General features: G+C 43.3%; 20 protein-coding genes and 4 tRNA genes. 14 read left to right on the top strand and 10 right to left on the bottom strand.

Going from position 1 to position 19,764, the window contains the following annotated elements; translation table 11 throughout:
- Positions 1-67 precede the first annotated feature (67 nt).
- Positions 68-1,054, top strand: coding sequence for a DUF2333 family protein (locus ABUE20_RS17085; protein ID WP_408621162.1), 987 nt, complete (start codon positions 68-70; stop codon positions 1,052-1,054).
- On the top strand, positions 1,047-1,565 hold the full coding sequence (locus ABUE20_RS17080; protein WP_408621161.1) for an RNA methyltransferase: 519 nt from the start codon (positions 1,047-1,049) through the stop codon (positions 1,563-1,565). Before ABUE20_RS17085 ends, ABUE20_RS17080 begins: the two co-directional genes overlap by 8 nt.
- Positions 1,566-1,713: 148 nt before the next feature.
- On the opposite strand, the gene ABUE20_RS17075 is transcribed toward ABUE20_RS17080, so the two are convergent.
- Positions 1,714-2,529 (bottom strand): CLCA_X family protein, encoded by an 816-nt coding sequence (locus tag ABUE20_RS17075; RefSeq protein WP_408621160.1) that lies wholly within the window; start codon positions 2,527-2,529, stop codon positions 1,714-1,716.
- Positions 2,530-2,880: 351 nt separating this feature from the next.
- On the opposite strand from ABUE20_RS17075, the gene ABUE20_RS17070 reads away from it, so the two are divergent.
- Both ABUE20_RS17070 and ABUE20_RS17065 read left to right on the top strand, forming a co-directional pair.
- Positions 2,881-3,462 (top strand): TetR/AcrR family transcriptional regulator, encoded by a 582-nt coding sequence (locus ABUE20_RS17070; protein WP_408621159.1) that lies wholly within the window; start codon positions 2,881-2,883, stop codon positions 3,460-3,462.
- An 18-nt stretch (positions 3,463-3,480) separates the two neighbouring features.
- Positions 3,481-4,185 (top strand): YjjG family noncanonical pyrimidine nucleotidase, encoded by a 705-nt coding sequence (locus ABUE20_RS17065; protein ID WP_408621158.1) that lies wholly within the window; start codon positions 3,481-3,483, stop codon positions 4,183-4,185.
- 30 nt (positions 4,186-4,215) lie between these two features.
- Here the strand turns inward: ABUE20_RS17065 and ABUE20_RS17060 are convergent, their stop codons facing one another.
- Positions 4,216-4,929 (bottom strand): MaoC family dehydratase, encoded by a 714-nt coding sequence (locus ABUE20_RS17060; protein ID WP_408621157.1) that lies wholly within the window; start codon positions 4,927-4,929, stop codon positions 4,216-4,218.
- 329 nt (positions 4,930-5,258) lie between these two features.
- On the opposite strand from ABUE20_RS17060, the gene ABUE20_RS17055 reads away from it, so the two are divergent.
- The gene (locus tag ABUE20_RS17055; RefSeq protein ID WP_408621156.1) at positions 5,259-5,753 is read left to right on the top strand and encodes a glutathione peroxidase; all 495 of its coding nucleotides are present in this window, start codon (positions 5,259-5,261) and stop codon (positions 5,751-5,753) included.
- On the opposite strand, the gene ABUE20_RS17050 is transcribed toward ABUE20_RS17055, so the two are convergent.
- Both ABUE20_RS17050 and ABUE20_RS17045 read right to left on the bottom strand, forming a co-directional pair.
- On the bottom strand, positions 5,743-6,369 hold the full coding sequence (locus tag ABUE20_RS17050; RefSeq protein WP_408621155.1) for a riboflavin synthase subunit alpha: 627 nt from the start codon (positions 6,367-6,369) through the stop codon (positions 5,743-5,745). The genes ABUE20_RS17055 and ABUE20_RS17050 overlap by 11 nt on opposite strands.
- A gap of 9 nt (positions 6,370-6,378) precedes the next feature.
- The gene (locus ABUE20_RS17045) at positions 6,379-6,834 is read right to left on the bottom strand and encodes a DUF6942 family protein (RefSeq protein WP_408621154.1); all 456 of its coding nucleotides are present in this window, start codon (positions 6,832-6,834) and stop codon (positions 6,379-6,381) included.
- Positions 6,835-7,272: 438 nt separating this feature from the next.
- Between ABUE20_RS17045 and ABUE20_RS17040 the strand changes: the two genes are divergently transcribed.
- Positions 7,273-7,761: an Lrp/AsnC family transcriptional regulator gene (locus tag ABUE20_RS17040; RefSeq protein ID WP_408621153.1), complete on the top strand. Its 489-nt coding sequence runs from the start codon at positions 7,273-7,275 to the stop codon at positions 7,759-7,761.
- A 47-nt stretch (positions 7,762-7,808) separates the two neighbouring features.
- On the opposite strand, the gene ABUE20_RS17035 is transcribed toward ABUE20_RS17040, so the two are convergent.
- From ABUE20_RS17035 to ABUE20_RS17025, 3 genes are all read right to left on the bottom strand, one after another.
- Positions 7,809-8,999: an ATP-binding cassette domain-containing protein gene (locus ABUE20_RS17035; RefSeq protein ID WP_408621152.1), complete on the bottom strand. Its 1,191-nt coding sequence runs from the start codon at positions 8,997-8,999 to the stop codon at positions 7,809-7,811.
- Positions 8,996-9,796, bottom strand: coding sequence for a hypothetical protein (locus tag ABUE20_RS17030; protein WP_408621151.1), 801 nt, complete (start codon positions 9,794-9,796; stop codon positions 8,996-8,998). Before ABUE20_RS17030 ends, ABUE20_RS17035 begins: the two co-directional genes overlap by 4 nt.
- 74 nt (positions 9,797-9,870) lie before the next feature.
- On the bottom strand, positions 9,871-10,386 hold the full coding sequence (locus ABUE20_RS17025) for a YbaK/EbsC family protein (protein WP_408621150.1): 516 nt from the start codon (positions 10,384-10,386) through the stop codon (positions 9,871-9,873).
- Positions 10,387-10,474: 88 nt separating this feature from the next.
- Between ABUE20_RS17025 and ABUE20_RS17020 the strand changes: the two genes are divergently transcribed.
- A complete protein-coding gene (locus ABUE20_RS17020) occupies positions 10,475-11,662 on the top strand; it encodes a class I SAM-dependent rRNA methyltransferase (RefSeq protein WP_408621149.1) in 1,188 nt (395 codons plus the stop codon).
- Positions 11,663-11,723: 61 nt separating this feature from the next.
- On the opposite strand, the gene ABUE20_RS17015 is transcribed toward ABUE20_RS17020, so the two are convergent.
- The 3 genes from ABUE20_RS17015 to ABUE20_RS17005 are packed head-to-tail and all read right to left on the bottom strand — an operon-like array spanning position 11,724 to position 14,397.
- Positions 11,724-13,025: a peptidoglycan DD-metalloendopeptidase family protein gene (locus ABUE20_RS17015; RefSeq protein WP_408621148.1), complete on the bottom strand. Its 1,302-nt coding sequence runs from the start codon at positions 13,023-13,025 to the stop codon at positions 11,724-11,726.
- 5 nt (positions 13,026-13,030) lie between these two features.
- A complete protein-coding gene (locus tag ABUE20_RS17010) occupies positions 13,031-13,945 on the bottom strand; it encodes a CobW family GTP-binding protein (RefSeq protein WP_408621147.1) in 915 nt (304 codons plus the stop codon).
- Positions 13,945-14,397 (bottom strand): Fur family transcriptional regulator, encoded by a 453-nt coding sequence (locus tag ABUE20_RS17005; protein ID WP_408621146.1) that lies wholly within the window; start codon positions 14,395-14,397, stop codon positions 13,945-13,947. Before ABUE20_RS17005 ends, ABUE20_RS17010 begins: the two co-directional genes overlap by 1 nt.
- A 224-nt stretch (positions 14,398-14,621) precedes the next feature.
- Here ABUE20_RS17005 and ABUE20_RS17000 point away from each other — a divergent pair.
- From ABUE20_RS17000 to ABUE20_RS16970, 7 genes are all read left to right on the top strand, one after another.
- Positions 14,622-14,697: transfer RNA gene (locus ABUE20_RS17000), tRNA-Phe, on the top strand.
- Positions 14,698-14,701: 4 nt separating this feature from the next.
- Positions 14,702-14,777 (top strand) — tRNA-Asn (locus ABUE20_RS16995).
- Positions 14,778-15,241: 464 nt separating this feature from the next.
- A tRNA-Phe gene (locus ABUE20_RS16990) sits at positions 15,242-15,317 on the top strand.
- A 4-nt stretch (positions 15,318-15,321) separates the two neighbouring features.
- A tRNA-Asn gene (locus ABUE20_RS16985) sits at positions 15,322-15,397 on the top strand.
- 143 nt (positions 15,398-15,540) lie between these two features.
- The gene (locus tag ABUE20_RS16980) at positions 15,541-16,992 is read left to right on the top strand and encodes an ATP-binding cassette domain-containing protein (protein ID WP_408621145.1); all 1,452 of its coding nucleotides are present in this window, start codon (positions 15,541-15,543) and stop codon (positions 16,990-16,992) included.
- Positions 16,993-17,371: 379 nt separating this feature from the next.
- Positions 17,372-17,908: an AAA family ATPase gene (locus ABUE20_RS16975; protein WP_408621144.1), complete on the top strand. Its 537-nt coding sequence runs from the start codon at positions 17,372-17,374 to the stop codon at positions 17,906-17,908.
- Between the two features lie 377 nt (positions 17,909-18,285).
- The gene (locus ABUE20_RS16970) at positions 18,286-19,434 is read left to right on the top strand and encodes an iron-containing alcohol dehydrogenase (RefSeq protein WP_408621143.1); all 1,149 of its coding nucleotides are present in this window, start codon (positions 18,286-18,288) and stop codon (positions 19,432-19,434) included.
- The last annotated feature ends 330 nt before the right edge of the window (positions 19,435-19,764 follow it).

The following is a 19,764-nucleotide window of genomic DNA, read 5'->3' as shown; positions in this document are numbered from 1 at the left end:
GGTAAGATGAAAAGGATTAATATAGATGTTTTCACAATAAATTTGACCTAATTAGTGGAGATAAAATATGACGTGGTCCTGGTCAAAACGTAATAAATTGATCCTTGGTGCCATTTTAATCATCGTGATTCTGTTTTATGGGATCAGTGTTTACTGGAGCCAGGAGCCTGATCCATTTGATGTCGAACGTTATTCGAAACAGGTATCAACGCAGATCAACGAACCTATCGTACCGGGATTTGTGACCACCACAACATTGATCCATATGATGCAGGTCTTATTAGATAAACCCGGAGGCTATTTGAGTAACGATGTGATGCCCCCCTCGGTGTTTATGGATAACATGCCGGCCTGGGAGTTAGGTGCACTGACTCAAATTCGCGATATGTCTTTGATTATGCGTAAAGATTTCAGCCGTAGTCAAAGCCAATCTGAAGAAGATGCTGATTTGAAGATTGCCCAGCCGAAATTTTATATTGATCATCAGAGCTGGATTTTCCCGAGTGCGGAAAGTGAATACGGCAAGGGGATCAAACTGCTGGAAAGTTACAGGCATCGGTTATCGCTGACTGGCGCGAAACAGGCCTATTTTTATGCCCGAGCGGATAATCTTGTTGATTGGTTACGGGAAGTTCAGAATCGTTTGGGGTCTCTTTCACAACAGCTCAGTGCTAGTGTTGGCCGAGCTCGGCTGAATACGTCACTCAGTGATACGCCAGATTCTCCATCCGTTGAAAATTCACAGGAGAAAACCAGCTGGTTTCAGCTCGATGATGTTTTTTATCGTTCCCGGGGGGCTTCATGGGCATTGTTGGAACTGATGAAAGCAGTTGATATTGATTTTCGGGATGTGCTGCAAAATAAAAATGCGGTGGTAAGTATGCGGCAGATTATTCGGGAATTAGAAGCAACTCAGCAGCCCATGTGGAGTCCGATGGTTTTAAACGGTAGTGGATTTGGAGTACTGGCGAATCATTCGCTGGTGATGGCTAATTACATTTCCCGGTGTAATGCGGCTGTGATTGATTTAATAGAGTTGCTGAATAATGGTTAAAGAGGTTACGCAGCAGGCAGCGAGTGCATTTGCCTGTATTGGTCTGGTTAATCCTAAGTCACCGGAAAATGTGGGCTCCGTGCTGCGGGCGGCGGGGTGTTACGGGGCGTCTTCCATCTTTTATACGGGAACTCGTTATTTTCGGGCGAGTCGCTATGTGACTGATACTAAAAAAGTTCATCAGCGGATCCCGGCGCTGGGGGTTGATGATCTACGAAGTGTTTTACCTAAAGACGCGACGCCAGTTGCGATTGAGTTAGTCCCGGGAGCAATAGCGTTGCCGGAATATCAACATCCGAAAAAAGCCTTTTATATTTTTGGGCCTGAAGATGGATCGGTGGATAAATCGTTGCTGAACTGGTGTCGCGATGTGGTTTATATTCCGACCTGGGGATGTATGAATTTGGCTGCGACGGTCAATGTGGTGTTATATGACCGATTGGTTAAATCTAGCCATTGGCAGCTGGACCCTCCTTTGCCGTCCGTTGTTACGGCTTGTCCGGTGATATAACTGGTTCGGGATATAGCTTTCTATTTGAGCTATATTCCGGTTTTGGTCGCGGCCGTTGGTTTTATCGAGTGTCTGAATGGCTTTGGGGACGGCTGACTGTTCCGGGTGAATTTAAATGCTTTAAGCGCAGATGGCTGCAAAGTTAATCTTAAAGGTCAATCCCCTTTGAGGTATGACTTTGATTGATGAGGGCTGTGCCCAGCAGTGAAAAATAATCGGTAAAGCGATGGTTGAGTAACGCTCTGAGTTTTCCTTGTGGATAAGCGCCTGCTTGTGCCAACTGAGAGCGCTTACTTCCACTGACCAGAAAGTTATTGTAAATGATAGGGCTATCTTGAATATAGGCTTCAAAAGCTCGCGCGAGAACTTCTGTGGGTTGACTGAAATAGAAGCTTCCCGCCTGCCGATCCAGTTGCATGGCATCAGCCAATAAACTGGAAGGTCCTTCCCGTGAGTCATTCAACAAAGCGTCATTCAATAGTGCCAGTAGTTTCTGATTCAATGGGTGTGAGGGGGCTTCATTGGATTCTTGCCAGGCCTGTGTGGCCAGTGTTTGAGATGAATTCGGGTAAAGATGAGGGCGAATATAATGATCGAATGCATGCCAGAATTCATGAGCGAGTGCGCCGCCTCCTGCATTTTTAGCGAGAGCCAGGGTTTTTCGGGAGGGTTGATAATGAGCTTTGGCATCGGGAGCGCCGTCACTGCCAAAAGCCAGATGCAACTGATTCCGAAGGCCAATAGTTTGAGGCGGAACATTTAAAATAAATGCTAAATCCGCTAATGCATCGAAAATTAAGTTCGCGCCCAGTTGCTGCTCTTTAGCATTGACCCACCGCCCCAATCGAATCGAGGCAAAACCAAATTGCCGTTTGATCTCACCAAATGTGACATTACTGTTGAAACGATAGTCAGGGCCTCGCCTGGAATAGCGTGTTTGCCAAGGATGAATGGGAAGGACCATGTGGCTATTTTAACCCAGTAGCTGCGGCCTTTGGAAAAAGGCATCGTGGTGGGCCATGGAGGTTGAATGATTATTTCGTTTAGACATGTTTTAACCTTTGTAGAGAGACCACCATCCTTGGTCGGTCGGACTGCGATGATACAAGGAACATGTATCAACTTATAGGGTCTGCTGATCTTTAGTATTTATGTTACGGACGATCTAAGCATGGGAAGACATGTCAATTATCTGACTCTCCTATTGAAGAATATTTTGAATAAATATTCAAGAAAATATTGAACGAACGTTCAATTATGGTTATTTTTTTCGCTCTTCGGTACACTGGAAGGATTGTTTAGAGGTCATGTTATTATGAGAACTGCTGAATTTGATCGTCATGAAGTCCTTGAAGCGGCTATGGAAGTCTTTTGTCGCAAAGGGTATGCGAATACAACGATGCAGGATTTGAAAATTGCAACAGGATTGCATCCCGGAAGTCTTTACTGTGCGTTTACCAATAAAAGGGGTATTTTATTGGCTGCTTTACAGCAGTTTATTGAAAATCGCTGGCAGCAAAGCCAACAATGTTTTCAGCATGAAAATGCTCTTGAAGGGATCCGCAGCTATTTAAAGCGACTGGTGACAAATCTTTTAGAAAAAAATAGTTATTGTTTACTGAGTCGTACGATTGCTGAATTTAGTCATATTGACGATGAAATTAGTCAAATGCTGATGGTTCCTTGGCAGCAGCTATCGGACCGATTGGCTCAGGAACTTAAACGTGCTGCTGCACAGGGACATTTGAAATCGGATTTATCCATTCAAGATACAACCCAAATGTTATTTGTGATGGTAATGGGGCTGCGTAGTTTCCCTTGTATTTTGGTTGATGAACAGGTACTGAATGCCAGTGTTGATTCTTTAATTGAACTGATTAGGGCGCCTAGAGGCTAATTAGGAGGCTTAGTGGGAATGAAGTATCAGCATATATTTTTCGATTTAGATCATACGCTATGGGATTTTGATCGCAATGCCCGGCTGGTTTTAGTATCGATGTATCAGAATTTTTTAAAAGGTCAGGGGTTTAGTCAGCAGCAGTTTATTGATGTTTATGAGCAGGTGAATCGATCCTTGTGGGATCAATTTAATCATGGCCAACTTGATAAACAGCAACTGCGGGCGATTCGTTTTTCGGAAACATTTCGTCAGCTTGGGGTGAATGAAGGACATTTTGAATTAACACCGATCGCAATGGATGAGTGGTACCTTCACCATTGCGCCGAGATGGATGGTGTTTTCCCGGGATGTTATGAATGCTTAGATATTTTGCAGCAGTATTTTCATCTGCATTTAATTACGAATGGGTTTACGGAAACCCAGTATAAAAAAATGGCCTCAGCGAAGTTAACTCATTACTTTGAACAGGTTTTTGTTTCAGATGAGGTAGGAGCCCATAAACCGGATCCGGCCATTTTTGAATATGCAATGCAGGCGGTACATACTGTACCCGAAGCCTGTTTAATGGTTGGGGATAGTTTACTAGCCGATATTGAAGGTGCGAAACGTGCCGGAATCGATCAGGTCTGGTTTAATCCTAACCATCAGCCATCATTACAGTCTATGACCTATCAGATCCAGCAATTATTAGAATTACCAACTTTACTTGGGGTGAGGTAGACCTCATCCCCTGAGGTAGCGCAACAGGTGTTAGAAATAAAGGCGAAGTACGGTTTGAGCAATGCAGGCCGGACGTCGGGTTCCTTCGATTTCAACCCGAATTTCTTTGACTAATTCTAATCCACGCTTAATAGGCGTGACTGACTTTAAAGTCGTATGGGCTCGAATACGACTATTGACCTTCACCGGGTAGAGAAAACGAACTTCATTCAGGCCATAGTTAACGGTCATTTTAGCACTAGGATAAGCCGGTTCTTCAGGATTCACACTATCCGTCAGTGTGGGTAATAGCGATAATGTCAAAAAGCCATGCGCAATGGTATTTTTAAATGGCGATTCATTTTTGGCTCGCTGAGGGTCTGTATGGATCCACTGCTGATCATCAGTGACTTGTGCAAACTGATTGATGCGTTCCTGATCGATGGTCATCCACTCACCGATATGGATTTCTTCATTAATCTGTTTAGAAAGCTGAGTCAGTAACTTTTGTGCTTCTTCAGGCAATACAATAGGTTTGGCAACGACTGTCGTTTTATTGCTACTGATTTTATTGTTACTGGAGCCTATAGATATAAACTGATGCTCACGGGCCCAGTTTACAATCTGAATATTGTTAGCTTTATTGAGAAATTCGGACCAATGGTCAAGCAATGCCGGTGGAATCCGTTCTTTCAAATCAATCAGGTCAAACTGGTGCTGAGCTAAGATTTCACTTTTTTTCTTTAAAAAATCTACAACCTTCATGTCAATTCCCTTATCGGACGGGTAAGTGAACATACTTACCTACAACAATATTAATAATAAGAATGTCTTCTAAAGTTTAAAAACGTACCGATCGTCCATGGATGAGGGAAAACCATTGCCTGAACAGCATACCTAATGGAATTCCAATCGTACCATTATGGTCTTTATCGGCTGAAAAGGCGATTTTTTAATCGTTTTCCTTTAATTTTCCTATAAGTGATACAAAAGCAATTTAACAATTACTCGATAACGGGCTTACAATGATACCTTGTGAAGCAAAGGTGACGCAAGATCACAAAATAAGCTAGTGAGGTATTTAAGGAGTGTCTATGAAAGAATTTCCAGTTGACTTGGAATTATTAACGCTCGCAAATCAGAAACAATCACTGGCCGCATATAATGATAAAGTATTATTGATTGTAAATACAGCTAGTGAGTGTGGCTTTACCGGACAATATCAGGAATTAGAAACGATTTATGAGCAGTATCGAAATCATTCATTTTCTGTGCTCGGTTTCCCATGTAATCAGTTTGCACAACAAGAGCCCGGAAGTAATTTACAGATCCAACAGTTCTGTGAACAAACCTACGGCGTGAGTTTTCCCATGTTTGATAAAGTCAATGTGAATGGGATCAATACTCATCCCTTGTTTGAGTGGCTTAAAAGTGCAGCACCCGGAGTATTAGGGAGTCAACGGATCAAGTGGAATTTTACTAAATTCTTAGTTTCCGCTGACCGCCAACGGGTACGTCGTTATAGTCCAACCACGCAACCGATGCAACTGGTGGCTGATATTGAAACCGAGTTAGGCATTACTGATTAAGTGTCGGATGCTGCGCTAGATAGCGTTCCACAGTATCTACAATAACTTGGGTTCGGCGATCAACTTCGAAGTTAAGTTGATCGCCTGTTTTAAACTGGCGAAGATTGGTCAGGCGAAGCGTTTCGGGAATGAGGTAGATCTTAAAAGTTCCTTCGCTCACGTTCCAGTCACTCACGGTCAGGCTAGCTCCATGAATAGCTAAAAATCCCTTATTAAAAACATAGTTACGAAAATTTTTCGGGACTTCTAAGGTCATCACGTAATTATGCTCGGAGTTGGTAATTTGCGTAATTGTGAGTGTTCCATCGATGTGACCGGATAATTCGTGGCCGCCGTTTTCATCACCATAATGCAACGAACGCTCGATATTGACATATTGTCCCACTTGAAGTTGAGAAAGAGTGGTTTTATCTAGCGTTTCCTGCATGGCATCAAACCATATTTCTGATTCATCTATGAGTCGTACCGTTTGGCAAACGCCATCAACGGCAATGCTGGCTCCCTGTCGCAGCGATTGCATCAAGTCGTTAGGAAACCGAACTGCAAATGACATTAGACCCGGACGCTGTTGGATTTGAGTCACCGGGTAATGTCCCTGAATAATACCACTATACATAAGTCCCCCCTACGTGGGCGTGTTGGCCTGTAAGTCTTGCCGAATGGCAGCTATCAGCCTATTTGGAAATTGCCGATAATCGGGATAGGGTACTAAACAGAACGGAGGTTGCCAATGATAATTGGGGAGTGCTAAATCAAGATGAAATCCAAATTGAAGCCAATTGGCTTTTCCCGCAATAAAATGCTGTGAAGCAGCGCTGAGTTGGCGTGAGCCGATGACAATTTGCTGTTCATTAAGTAATTGTTCATACAGATAATCTCTCCAGTGCTGATCGGGGGCACAGAGTTTCGCCCAAATGACTAAAATTTTTCTCCAGTGATTCCCGTTTTGCTTGATGAGCATCTCAATAAAATGGGCATGTGAAGGTGATTGATCAGAATACGCTGGCATTTGGGTATGAAGATATAACGCCCATTGTGGCGAAGAGGTTCCGATACTGTGCAGGGTTGTTTCGATCACCATGATGGCTTGATCACTCCGATGGATGGCGGCTGGCCGACATAGAATAAACGATTTTGGATCTGAAATAGCACCGATATCGCATCATTGTTTAAATCGCAACCTAACTCATGAGGCGATCCCAATCGGGTTGGTCATTTAAATGATATTAATTTTGAGTAGTTGTGCTAAAAAATAAAAAGAAAATGAATATATATATCCAATTATGTCTGTATTAAAGAGAATTTATGTTATTATTGACAGTTGAATGGCCATGATTCAATTGAATCTATCATGGTTAGTGAGCGGGACTTGTGTCACGATACTCAGAATAAATAGCGTTTGATAATGATGGGTGTGTGGATTTTTACCCATTTAGGTTTGTTTTTATCATGATGAACCCATGTTTCACGGGGGAATCCGGGCTGCTGCGGCACTATACTATTGAGGAATGCGATTGTCATGCTTAAATTAGATAAAACCGATCGGCTGATTTTAGAGGTCATGCAACAGAATGGCCGCATCAGTAATCTGGAATTGGCTGAACGTGTAGGTTTATCTCCATCACCTTGCTCCCGCCGCGTGAAACAGCTTGAAGATGCTGGTTTTATCCGGCGTCATGTGACGCTTTTAAATGCTAATAAACTGAATTTAAGTCTTACAGCTTATATCCATATTACGATGGATCGCCATACACCGGAGCGTTTTGAAGGCTTTGAAAAAGAAGTCGCTAAATATGAAGAAGTGATGGAATGTATGTTAGTGACCGGTAATGATGCGGATTATCAGCTGAAAGTGACGGTACCGGATATGACTTATTTTCAGAATTTCTTACTCGGTAAATTGACGCGGATCCCCGGAGTGACTGGGGTTCGGTCAAGTTTTATCCTAAGAACCGTCATCGAACATACTGAATTACCTTTAAGCCATATACAGGATTATCAGGAGTAATGGATGGCTTAAGGTATTCGGGCACAGTTTACGCTTTTTGATGTGATTTAGTCGGCTCCTGATGTGAGCGTTGACGGTGCCTCTGGGAGAATTTCTTTTTCGGCCTGATTTTCTTCTACTGAAATTCGGTAATCATGACGAGGATTGAATATTTCATTGAGTCGGGCCAAGATCTGTTTATAACGCAGTTGTCCCAAATAGCGTCCTTTATGATCAATCACGGCTAAATCTCGTTGTCTTCCTACCCCTTCAGAAAGAACTTCACTTAATGGGACAGAGGCTTCAATGGTGGGAAGTTTATCCAAATAACTAATGAGTGAGGTCGCTTTTTGTTGAACAGCGCGATTTGCTTGATATAACGAAAGCCCACCGATTAATTGACTACCCTGAACCAAATAAGCATAGCTGCGCTGTTTGCTTTGCATTGCCGATAAGGCGGCCTGAGCACTAATTTGTGCTTTCAAACACAGAGAAGGCATACTCGCCAATCCTTTGGCATTGACGGCCAGCAGTGGATTCATCTTCATGAGGAGTCGGTGCAATGGTTGGCAATCGTGGCGTAAAATCAGGGTTTGCGGTTGTCCATGTGCAATACATTCGCCTTGATCAAAGGCCAATAAATAATCAGATTGTTGGCACAGCTCAAGTAATTCGGAACTGAACAAAATGACGATACATTGGCGCTGCTGACGTAATCGTTCAAAGCGTTGATACCATCGGCCTCGAATGGCGGCCGGGAGATTATTGATTTGTTGATTGATCAGTAACAATTGAGGCTGAGCAATATAAGCGCGCCAAAGTAAAACCTGAGTACGCTCGATAATATTTAACTGTTCCGGATAACGATCAGCAATCGAGAGTAGTTGATCGGTTGCCAGTGCCTCATCCGCCTGAGCGAGTGCTTTACGACGGTTCTTGCCTTGAACTTGCAGCGCGAGTAACAGATTTTCGCGGACTGTTAAAATATCAATAAGAGGAAGTGCATCGGAAACCAACGCCACACCTTTGGCTCGCCAGGCACTGAGTGCTTTTTCACTATGCGGAATCGGTTCGCCGTTATAGCGGACTTTACCGGATAGAGGAACGCGATAACCAAATAAAACTTCTAGTAATCGCTCCGGACCACTGCCGATGTCCCCACATAAACCAACGAGTTGACCGGCTTGTAAGGTGAGATCAAGGGTGTTGACCTCACTGGATATTGATAACCGGATATTCTGTAACTGAACTTGGCTCATAGCGGGGACTCTCGATGTTGAGCTGAGGCGACTAGTGATGACAGGAATATTAGAATACAGATCAGGGCAATGACCGCAGGCGCTAACTGTTCATATTGCTGCTGATACAATGCCGAGATAAAGATCTGGCCGATCCCCGGAAATCCGATGATCCCGGCTAACATGCAAGAGAACATGGATAAAACCAATGATTCACGCAGCCAATGTCGCAGGGGTTGCTTAAGATAACGTTTGGCAACCCATTCAATGCACTGATGACGATTAGCTCCCAATTGGCTGGCTTGTTTCATGGCGGTGGTTGGCATCGCGTTGAAAATTTTCAGACGTTTGCTGAGCAGCTGTGGAATGATAGCTATCCAGCAAGCGATGGCTGCACTCCACCAAATTGGAGGGGTAATCATGGCCCATATCGAAATAATAATGATGGGCCAACTTTGCGGAAAATAGTGGCTGTAACGGCATAACTTCTCACTCTGAGAGGCAAAGCGACTAATAAAACGAATGATTAGCCAGCTGGATAACCAGATGGGTAACCAACACCCTAGCGTCATGCTGACTAAAGGCCAGCTTCCGAGTGACCAACTGACGGTAATGCTTAATAAAGCCGCCAGGCTAGACCACCAGCGACGTTGATAGGCGACAACTGCCCCTCCGAGTAACGCAATGACCCAGAAAGGTAAATTTTGCCAGAAAAGTTGATATGCATGAATGGATGAATGGGCATCAGTTAATGAAGAAAACCACGGTGTATGAATTGCAAGGGCTTGGGTCCAGGCCCCCAATGGCTCAGCTGCCATGCTTACTCCTTTAAAAGCGCACGCAAAACTTACTAATGATTCTGACTGTTATATCAGAAAATACTCTCAATTGCCTATAAATCGACAAGTTGTATGGAATGACGCGTGTATTCAATAAAACGAGTGAGATCCGGTTTAGAAATCACCCAGGTTTGCCGGTTATCCAGCGGATGACACTGGAGTCCGTTGGTTTCATGCCATAATTGTCGATCAATCCATAATTCTACTTGCTGTTCTTGATCGTAAAATAGTCCTAAAATGGAGACGCAGCCCCGTGTGGCATTCAAATAATGAGCTAAGCGTCGTTCTGAAGCAAACCCTAATCGTTTGGTCTGCTGCTCTTTGGCTAACATTTTTAAGTCGATTGGCGTCTCTGAATAAGTGATCAGTAAAAAATGGCGCTTACCGACGTTATCCTGCAGAAATAAATTTTTAATCCGAGAGCCACTGCGAATTAGACCGATTCGATCCGCTTCCTGACAGGTCATCAGCGGCGGATGGCAGTAGGATTGATATTTTATTTGCAGTGTATCCAAGCATGCTGCTAGTTGTTGCCGCTTCTGTTCTATTAATGGTTCACTATCATTCATGACATTATCTTAACGACTAAAAAGCTTGGAAGCCAAGCCAACCACTTCTATAATCATCGCCCTGTTTGCCCAACCCTGAACATGCAAGATGAAACCAGCCCTTTATTTACATCCTAAACGTGAAAAATCCTTATTTCGACGCCATCCTTGGCTGTTTTCCAATGCGGTTGAGCGTGTTGAAGGCTCTCCGGCACGAGGGGATATTGTATCGATTTATTCTTCAGCCGGACAGTGGCTTGCTTATGCTGGATATTCACCGGACTCGCAGATCCGAGCTCGTGTTTGGAGTTTCGATAAACGAACTCCGGTCACGACTGAATTTTTTATCGAAAAATTGCAGCAGGCACAAGCCGGGCGTGCTCTTTTAAGTGAATTTTCACAAACCAATAGTTATCGCTTAGTGGCCGGGGAAAATGATGGTTTACCAGGCGTCACGATTGATCGGTACGCCGATGTCTTGGTGATTCAGTTGCTCAGTGCCGGAGCGGATTGGTGTCGTTCGATGTTACTTGAGGCATTAACGACCCTGTATCCAAATTGCTGTGTATATGAGCGTTCTGATGTCGATGTCAGAAAAAAAGAAGGGCTGGAGCCGGTGACCGGATTACTCGCCGGAACCTTGCCACCACAGCCTATGGTGATTGAAGAGAATGGCCTGAAATTATGGGTGGATATTATCACGGGTCATAAAACGGGCTACTATTTGGATCAGCGTAATAACCGGCAATTGGTTGGTCAATTGGCTCGGGGACGCCGGGTTTTAAACTGCTTCAGTTATACCGGAGGGTTTGGAACGTATGCTCTGGCGGGGCAGGCGGCATCCGTTATGAATCTGGATGTTTCTCAAAATGCATTGGATATCGCGGCGGCGAATGTGAGTTTGAATCAGTTGGATGATACCCGGATTCAGCATATTAAAATCGATGTATTTCAGGCATTACGAGATTATCAGGGGGAGCTGAACTTTGATCTGATCGTGTTGGATCCGCCCAAATTTGTCGATAGTAAAGCCCATTTAAAACGCGCGAGCCGGGGCTATCAGGATATTAACCGCTTGGCGATGGGCCTTTTGGAGCCCGGCGGGTTATTAGCTACTTTTTCTTGTTCCGGGCTGATGCCCAAAGAGTTATTCCAGAAAATTGTAGCGGATGCAGCCTTGGATGCCGGTCGGCAAATCCAGTTTATTAAAGCATTGGAACAGGCCGAAGATCATCCAGTTGCCGGACCCTATCCCGAAGGTTTTTATCTGAAAGGATTTTTGTGCCGGGTCTTCTAAGCCCGTTATTGATTAAAGAGCATTCCGGGATAAAAAAGTTATGCCGGAATGCTTAACACTCCTATGATGCAGCCGGAGCATTCTCCTTCATGGTCTGAAGCATTTCTTTGACCACTTTCTTAAAGGCGGGCATATCTTTACGTGAAACCGCTGCCGCCATTGGAATTTTGGCACTCATCGGATTTACCGGGCGATTATTAATACGAAATTCGTAGTGCAAATGCGGTCCTGTGACACGTCCGGTTGCGCCTGATAATGCAATCACTTGTCCTCGTTTCACCGGTTGCCCCTGTTTAACGAAGGTTTTGCTTAAATGTAGATAACGGGTGATGTAGGTACTTCCGTGACGAATAACCACATATAATCCCGCATAAGGATGGCGGATTACTCGGGTCACGACACCATCTCCGGTAGCAATGACTGGGGTTCCACTGGCACAGGCAAAATCAGTCCCAAAATGGGGGGCGATGCGCCCGGTTACCGGATGACGGCGATGTAAATTAAACGGCGAACTGATGCGGTAGTGGCGTTTAGTTGGATACCGTAAAAAAGCCCGGGTTAAACTGTCACCGTTTTCATCATAATATTTGCCGTTATCAAACAAAAAAGCATTCAGTTCTCGGTTGCGATTCACGATCTGGACCGCTAGCAGATGGTTTTCTCCGGTCGCTTGTCCATCAATAAATTGATCTTCAAGGACCACCTGGAACAGATCGCCGGCGCGTAGTTCTCGGCTGAAATTGATTTTATCTCTGAACATCTGGCCGATCTGATCAATTTCAGCGGGAGTTAATCCAAGCTTACGGGCGGATAAATAGAGACTGCCTTCTATTTTTCCTCGGATCAGGCGACGTTTCCAAGTCCCTTCCAGCCGGATTTCTTTAGATTCGTAACTGCCATCTTCTAATAGATTAAAATCGACATAATATCCCGGATTGAAGTACACCTGAAAACGGGTCAACTGCTGTTTGTCATTGAGCCAGAAGCGTAATTTATCACCAGGATTTAGAGTATCGAGTGCCTGAGTTTGGTCATTTTCTAGGATAGTGTTCATCTGGTTATAGCTTAATCCCAGATGAGTAAAGATCTCACCTAACGTATCACCCGTTACAATTGTGTATTCACGACTGGGTTGCATACTCTGGTTTTGATCGGTGACCGGGTCACTGGCTGAAGGGAGCGTTTCTCCAGGTTGATCCTGGCTGGGTTGACTGGCCGGCAGGTTGACTTCACCTGTTAAATTTTTAGATGGGGTCCAGGCAAAAACAATGGCCAGTAAAATAATAATGAGTAACAGTCCACGGCGGTGTAGCTTAGGCAGAGCCCACCAACGTGACCAAAAATTAAACTTCTTTAAAGACATACTTCTTATCCAGTCTTAACATTTTGTAGTTCTTGTTCAATATCGGGCCAGTTCAGTCGTTCGGAATGGATGAGTTCCAATTTAGCTGTAGCGGCCGCTTTGGCCGGACAGCTGTTGATTTGACGACCAAGACCATTGATCGTTCTCCATCCTATATCTGTATGTAGATGCGCTTTGACGCGCCGTACTTGGTAACGTTGCAACAGCGCTATTAATGCCTGATGGTTAAAGCTCACCGTTTGTGGAAATTGCCAGCCACAACTCTGATATCCCTGACCCTGCTGCTCGACCCGAGAAATGTGTGTGATCACTTTGGATTCACAGGGCTGAGTACAAAGCGGGACAGGCATTGTGAAGTATTTCAGGGGGAGTTGTCCATATTCAACTGAAATCTTTTTTTGTTGCGGATAATGCTGCTGTAGCCATTCAATGGCCTGAGCGTGTATTGCTGAGGACACTTGATCTAATTTATTCAGCACAATATAAGATGCGCCGTTGAACATTTGTTGCCACAGATATTCAGACTGATATTGAGGATCCAAAACTTGTTGGATATCAACGATAACAAAGGTTGAATGATACTGAATATGAGGGTGTTGCACTAGTTGTTGAATGATCGTTCCCGGATGACCCAGCCCGGTGGGTTCAATGAGAATTCGATTTGGTTTGAAACTGATTAATTGCTCTAAAGCTAAGCGAAATGCTGCCCCTTGAGTACAACATAAACACCCCCCACTGATTTGTCGTAAGAGTACAGAATTATCCGCGATAATCAGGCGTTCATCTAATCCGAGTTCTCCAAATTCGTTGATGAGGATCCCCCAACGCTCGGATACCGGTTTTTGTCGTAATAACGCATTGAGGGTTGTGGTTTTGCCACTTCCCAAAAAACCGCTAATGAGATGGGTATCGATGGACATCAATTATGTTGCTCTTGGCAATTGTGGCAAATACCGTGTAATTCGATCGCATGGTGAATGAGATGAAATCCTCTCGATTTAGCACTCTCACACAGTTGTTTGTGCATCTCGTCACTTAATGGGATCTCTTCAACAGACCGGCATACCTGACAGACTAATAACTGGGGCTGATGCGGATGATCGAGGTGATTACAAAGTAAATATTGATTGGTTGATTCAATATTATGAATTAGCCCGGCATCCAATAAAAATTTTAAAGCCCGATAAACAGTGGGGGGCTTGATCGATTGATGCTTGGGTTTCATCGCATCGAGAATCTCATAAGCGCTCATGGGGGTATGATTGGTCGCTAAAATCGATAAAACTTCTCGGCGATTAGGGGTTAGACGTTGTTGGTTTTGCTCACAGTAATGTTCTGCTGTTTTGACTAAATGGGCCAGTTGTCGCTGCATAAGCTTAACTATTGTTTAAAAAATAAATCGTTATGTTATAACATGAATCGGATCATGGATAGTTTATTTGAGAATTTATTGGACCCTGTTCACGCTCTTTTACTGAAAATAATCGCAGAATTGCCTATAAATCATAAAAATTGGTTGTTTACTGTTCAATCGCATTTTTGAGTGAAAAATAATGTTGACTTAGGACCTTAAAAAAAGTTTAATAACGCCCCGTTGCCCAGATAGCTCAGTCGGTAGAGCAGAGGATTGAAAATCCTCGTGTCGGTGGTTCGATTCCGCCTCTGGGCACCACAATTCCTCCTTAGCTCAGTTGGTAGAGCGACGGACTGTTAATCCGCAGGTCGCTGGTTCGAGCCCAGCAGGAGGAGCCACATTCAGAAAGCCCGCTTGTTTTAAGCGGGCTTTCGTCGTTTCAGAACATGCGTTCGTGCTTTTAAAAGATATTTGAAGTCCTTGTCAAATTTGGTTGTATGATTGATGTGTTGGCATGGTGTTTATCACGTTTACATGCGGACTCGTTGAATCTAATTAAATCGATATATCGCTATCTTGTCTAAAATTATCCAGACCCTAATCATCTAAAGTGAATTTGATCCGTTTGCTCTTTTTCTTATGAAAATCGCCGAAGGAAGAAAAAATTAATAGTTATAACGGATGAGCAATGTGTGGGCGGTTATTTTGAGGGGAAAAAAGCACAGTCATATAGCCTATATGGCTTGATTTGAGTCATCTGCGATTATAAAAACATCGGATTGACGTTAAAATGCGCGGTTAGTCATTTTTTTAAAAAAATTACTTGATTTCCCTCCGGCGAAAACGTTTAATAGCCGCCGTTGCCCAGATAGCTCAGTCGGTAGAGCAGAGGATTGAAAATCCTCGTGTCGGTGGTTCGATTCCGCCTCTGGGCACCACAATTCCTCCTTAGCTCAGTTGGTAGAGCGACGGACTGTTAATCCGCAGGTCGCTGGTTCGAGCCCAGCAGGAGGAGCCACATTCAGAAAGCCCGCTTATTTTAAGCGGGCTTTCGTCGTTTATCTCTTTGAATAATTATTCTGATTCAATTCTTATTGCGATCCTAGTCGCAATTTTTAAAAGATCCGTTAGCATGGAGCTATCAAGGAGGTTGATAGAATCATGATTGAATTTGAGCAGTGCCAATTCCAAAAAGACCAACAAAGTTGTTTTATTAAATCCTGGCAAATCGCTTCAGGGCAACACACCTGTATTATTGCCGGAGATAACTCTCCATCTTTATTAGCTGACTATCTGTGTGACGAAGCAGAGTTGGTTAATGGGACTCTGAAAGGAGTTCCCGGATGTGTCGGTGTCGTGTCATTAAGTGTACAGCAGCGCTTGTTAGAACGTGAAAAAGCCAATGATGAAACTGATTTGACCAATGAAGTTGATCCGGGGTCTTCAGTGGAAGAGTTACTGACTGAAGTGTGCTTGGATCCGGAGCGGATCGAACAGGTGATGGCCGATTGTGGTTTAACGCATCTTCGCTCTCGTGGCTTTTTTATGTTATCGACCGGGGAAACCCGACGTCTGATGCTGGCTCGAGCCATTTTACAGGATCCTGAACTGCTGGTTTTAGATGAACCCTATGCCGGATTGGATAAGCAGTTCCAGCAGCAGCTTGGCCAACTTCTCGACAAATTAAGTCAGCATTATCAATTGCTGATGATTACTAGTCGTGATCAGGAGCTACCGGCTTGTTTTAGCCAAATTGCCTTATTTGATGACGGGCAGTTCCATAGCAGTTTTGAACGTGAACAGTGGCTTAGCCATCCGCTGCGTCAGCAATGGCTAGCCATGGCTTCGGAGGTTTCTTCGGCGGTCGTGGCAACTCTATCGGCTGGCACGCCTGATTTTCAGAATTTTGATCCGCTATTTGCGATTCAGTCCGGAAAAGTTGCGTATCATGACGGCGTGATCTTTCAGGATCTTGACTGGCAAATTCATGCCGGTGAACATTGGCAGGTCCGTGGGCCCAATGGCTGTGGCAAAAGTACCCTACTCAATTTAATCTTTGGCGATCATCCTCAATGTTATAGTAATCAGATTGAATTATTTGGGACGCGTCGCGGGAGTGGGGAAAGTATCTGGCAGGTCAAGCAGCGTATCGGCATGGTTTCGTCTGCCCTGCATTTACAGTATCGGGTCAATACCAGCGCATTGAATGTTGTGATCTCCGGATTTTATGATTCCATCGGTTTGTATCAGCAGCCGAGTTATGAGGAAAAAGAACAAGCACTGGCCTGGCTGAGTTTGTTAAAAATGGAACATCTGGCAAAAAAAGGGTTCCGTGAATTAAGCTATGGTCAGCAACGGTTATTGTTGATCGCCCGGGCGTTGATTAAACATCCATTGTTACTCTTGCTCGATGAACCTTGTCAGGGGCTGGATTATTTTAACCGTAAACTAGTCTTGCAAGCGTTATCACTGATTGCACAACAACAATTAACGCAGATGGTTTATGTGTCTCATCATGATGATGAAGCTATTTCCGGGATCTGTAATTTTGTTGATTTTGTCAAAGCCGGAAGTGCTAGTTATACGCCACAAATCTCTCGGAATGTGCAGTAGTGCAGTGATGCATAATATTGGACATAGTATGGTTGTATTCGATTCGGTCATATTTGGATGAAGTGGCTGAATCGTACAGTGTGCCAAGCTGGTAACCGCTTTTCAACTACGGTAGAATGGGAATGTTCCCCCTTAGATTAGATGTTTAACCCTAACGTCTAATTCTCGGCTCAATAAGAGCATTTTATCGCTCACCTTTCTGGATGTAACTCTGACATATCAGGGTATGACCTTTCGATTATTTTTAAACATTCATTTAATCAAACCAGCATATAAAGCGTCCTACTTTCCCATTTTGCATGGTCTGTGATTGGCTATCCGTTAGTCGTGACTCGAACATCATTAACAATATTTATAATCATCCCTATTGGAGGTTCCTTTGAATCATTTGATTATTTTGACCGGAGGGCCCGGAACGGGCAAAACGTCGGTTATCCATCGATTAAATAGGCTTGGCTACTTGTCTGTTCCGGAAACCGGTCGTCGTATCATCCAGCAGCAAGTTGCTTGTCGAGGGCATGCCCTGCCTTGGGATGATAAGGTCGCGTTTCGTGACGAAATGATGCGAGAAGAACTTGCTCATTATCAAGCTTATGTTAAGTCAAAAGAACTTGTTTTCTTTGACCGAAGCCTCATTGATGTTTATGGATATAGTAAGCTCGAGTGCTTACCCATTTCGAAATCTTTGCACACATATTGTCATACTCAAAAATATTGTCAGAATGTATTTATTTTTCCCCCTTGGGCATCCATTTTTATCAACGATCAAGAGCGCAAGCAGAATTTCGACGAGGCGGTTGCTACGTATCAAGAAATGGTTAAAGCGTATAACCAATTTGGCTACCGATTGATTGAAGTTCCGAAGGTGTCTGTAGGTGAGCGAGTCCAATTCATGTTACATTTTTTAAATAAATAATATATAACTATTTGAATTTGATTGATTTTTATAAATAGAGAACTATTCAATTCTATGGTTCAAGGCTGCCGTTAAACTAAATCCATTTCATAAAAGAGCTTTGTGATGAAGATGACTCGCATCATTATTTTCATTTTTAATAAAGTCATAGAAAATGAAACACTGATGAAAATAATCCACATACATAAAGCTTGATACTGACTTAAATACTACACATCAAAAAATCAAATGCTGTCGTATTGTCAGAAGAAAAAATTATTAATCAGGGCTGGGTCAGCCGTGAGTGGATTAGGCAAACATCTCAGATCATTGTTCAACTGTGACGGTTCGCTTTAGCAGTAAAATTATTCTATAGGTTCAATCGTGGAGGAATAATTATGAAGAATTTTATATCTTACAATCCGACCAGACTCGTGTTTGGACATGATACCGAAGGGACGATCGGGACATATGTTGCTGACGCAGGCATTCAAAAAGTTCTATTACTCTATGGAAGTGAACGTATTAAAAATAATGGATTATTTGATGCAGTGACCCATAGTCTTAAAGAAAAAAATATTGAATTCGTGGCTTTGGGGGGCGTGATTAGCAGCCCGGTTTTATCTAAAATTTATGAAGGGATTGAGGTCGCTCGGGAGCATAAGGTCGATGCTATCTTAGGTGTGGGTGGCGGTTCAGTGGCCGATAGCGCTAAAATCATTGCAGCCGGCGTAGTATACGATGGCGATGTATGGGATTTGTTTAATCCGAAAGCATCATTTAGTACGGCGCTACCGGTATTTACGGTCATGACCTTAGCGGCAACCGGCAGTGAAATGAACTGTGGTGCGGCGGTAACCAATGAAAAAACCAGTGAAAAATTCTTGATTAAAGATCCTTGTTTATATCCCAAAGTGTCGATCATCAATCCAGATCTGCAAAAAACGGTTACCCGAGATTATCTTGTTTATTCAGCCTCTGATGTGATTGCACATTCAATTGAAGGATATTTCACCGCATCATATTATCCAAATATCACAGCTTCTTATGTTGAAACCAATATCAGAACAGTGATTGAAACGACGGAAGTTTTGTTAAACGATCCTAATGATTACAATGCCCGAGCCGAATTTGCGTGGGCGGCGACTCAAGCGTTGAATGGATCAACCATGCCCGGAACGGCAGGGATCTCTTTGCCAAACCATATGATAGAAATGGCTATTGCGGGAATACATCATGTGCCTCATGGTGCCGGATTATCCATTGTGATGCCGTCATGGATGAGATGGTATTGTTCTCAAAACAGAACTCAATTTGAGCGCTTTGCCGCTAAGATTTTTGGTAAAGTGAGTGCTGAAGAAGGCATTAGCGCACTGGAAAATTGGTTTAACCAAATAGGGACCCCAACACGTCTTTCTCAAGTGAACATCAAAGCGTCAGATATCGATGATATTGTCGAAAAAGCACTTGGTAATGCGCCGTTTTTCGCCCTAGAGCATATTTACACCAAAGATATTATTAAAGAAATACTAACAAAAGCACTTTAATTAGACTCCATATATTTAGAAGTTTTGAGAGTACAGATGAAATAACATTCAAATTAGTTTGAATAGCTTAATTATATTTATTTAGGGTTGTTTTGACTGTATTCATCTGTTCTCAATTGTGAGTGATAAATAGAATTTGGATATCATTTTTATTTTTAACTTGGTCGACGAATAAATAATGAAGTACTGATTTATTAATCTACTGATAGTTCATTAGATTTAATTTAAATGCGTCTTAAATAGCATATATTCGATGAGCATTCATGAGTCAAACCTCAAAGGATATAACGTTTAAGGCGTTTTATTTGCACAAAATTCACCCCGGAAAGA

Origin of the sequence: Celerinatantimonas marina (assembly GCF_046054165.1) — a bacterium.
GTDB lineage: Bacteria > Pseudomonadota > Gammaproteobacteria > Enterobacterales > Celerinatantimonadaceae > Celerinatantimonas.
Note: the sequence above shows the minus strand (reverse complement) of the source record. Positions and strands in the feature narration are given on the sequence as shown.

Coding starts and splice junctions, on each gene's coding strand:
- ABUE20_RS17085 (WP_408621162.1), top strand. CDS start 68: ATGACGTGGTCCTGGTCAAAACGTAATAAATTGATCCTTGGTGCCATT.
- ABUE20_RS17080 (WP_408621161.1), top strand. CDS start 1,047: ATGGTTAAAGAGGTTACGCAGCAGGCAGCGAGTGCATTTGCCTGTATT.
- ABUE20_RS17075 (WP_408621160.1), bottom strand. CDS start 2,529: ATGGTCCTTCCCATTCATCCTTGGCAAACACGCTATTCCAGGCGAGGC.
- ABUE20_RS17070 (WP_408621159.1), top strand. CDS start 2,881: ATGAGAACTGCTGAATTTGATCGTCATGAAGTCCTTGAAGCGGCTATG.
- ABUE20_RS17065 (WP_408621158.1), top strand. CDS start 3,481: ATGAAGTATCAGCATATATTTTTCGATTTAGATCATACGCTATGGGAT.
- ABUE20_RS17060 (WP_408621157.1), bottom strand. CDS start 4,929: ATGAAGGTTGTAGATTTTTTAAAGAAAAAAAGTGAAATCTTAGCTCAG.
- ABUE20_RS17055 (WP_408621156.1), top strand. CDS start 5,259: ATGAAAGAATTTCCAGTTGACTTGGAATTATTAACGCTCGCAAATCAG.
- ABUE20_RS17050 (WP_408621155.1), bottom strand. CDS start 6,369: ATGTATAGTGGTATTATTCAGGGACATTACCCGGTGACTCAAATCCAA.
- ABUE20_RS17045 (WP_408621154.1), bottom strand. CDS start 6,834: ATGGTGATCGAAACAACCCTGCACAGTATCGGAACCTCTTCGCCACAA.
- ABUE20_RS17040 (WP_408621153.1), top strand. CDS start 7,273: ATGCTTAAATTAGATAAAACCGATCGGCTGATTTTAGAGGTCATGCAA.
- ABUE20_RS17035 (WP_408621152.1), bottom strand. CDS start 8,999: ATGAGCCAAGTTCAGTTACAGAATATCCGGTTATCAATATCCAGTGAG.
- ABUE20_RS17030 (WP_408621151.1), bottom strand. CDS start 9,796: ATGGCAGCTGAGCCATTGGGGGCCTGGACCCAAGCCCTTGCAATTCAT.
- ABUE20_RS17025 (WP_408621150.1), bottom strand. CDS start 10,386: ATGAATGATAGTGAACCATTAATAGAACAGAAGCGGCAACAACTAGCA.
- ABUE20_RS17020 (WP_408621149.1), top strand. CDS start 10,475: ATGAAACCAGCCCTTTATTTACATCCTAAACGTGAAAAATCCTTATTT.
- ABUE20_RS17015 (WP_408621148.1), bottom strand. CDS start 13,025: ATGTCTTTAAAGAAGTTTAATTTTTGGTCACGTTGGTGGGCTCTGCCT.
- ABUE20_RS17010 (WP_408621147.1), bottom strand. CDS start 13,945: ATGTCCATCGATACCCATCTCATTAGCGGTTTTTTGGGAAGTGGCAAA.
- ABUE20_RS17005 (WP_408621146.1), bottom strand. CDS start 14,397: ATGCAGCGACAACTGGCCCATTTAGTCAAAACAGCAGAACATTACTGT.
- ABUE20_RS16980 (WP_408621145.1), top strand. CDS start 15,541: ATGATTGAATTTGAGCAGTGCCAATTCCAAAAAGACCAACAAAGTTGT.
- ABUE20_RS16970 (WP_408621143.1), top strand. CDS start 18,286: ATGAAGAATTTTATATCTTACAATCCGACCAGACTCGTGTTTGGACAT.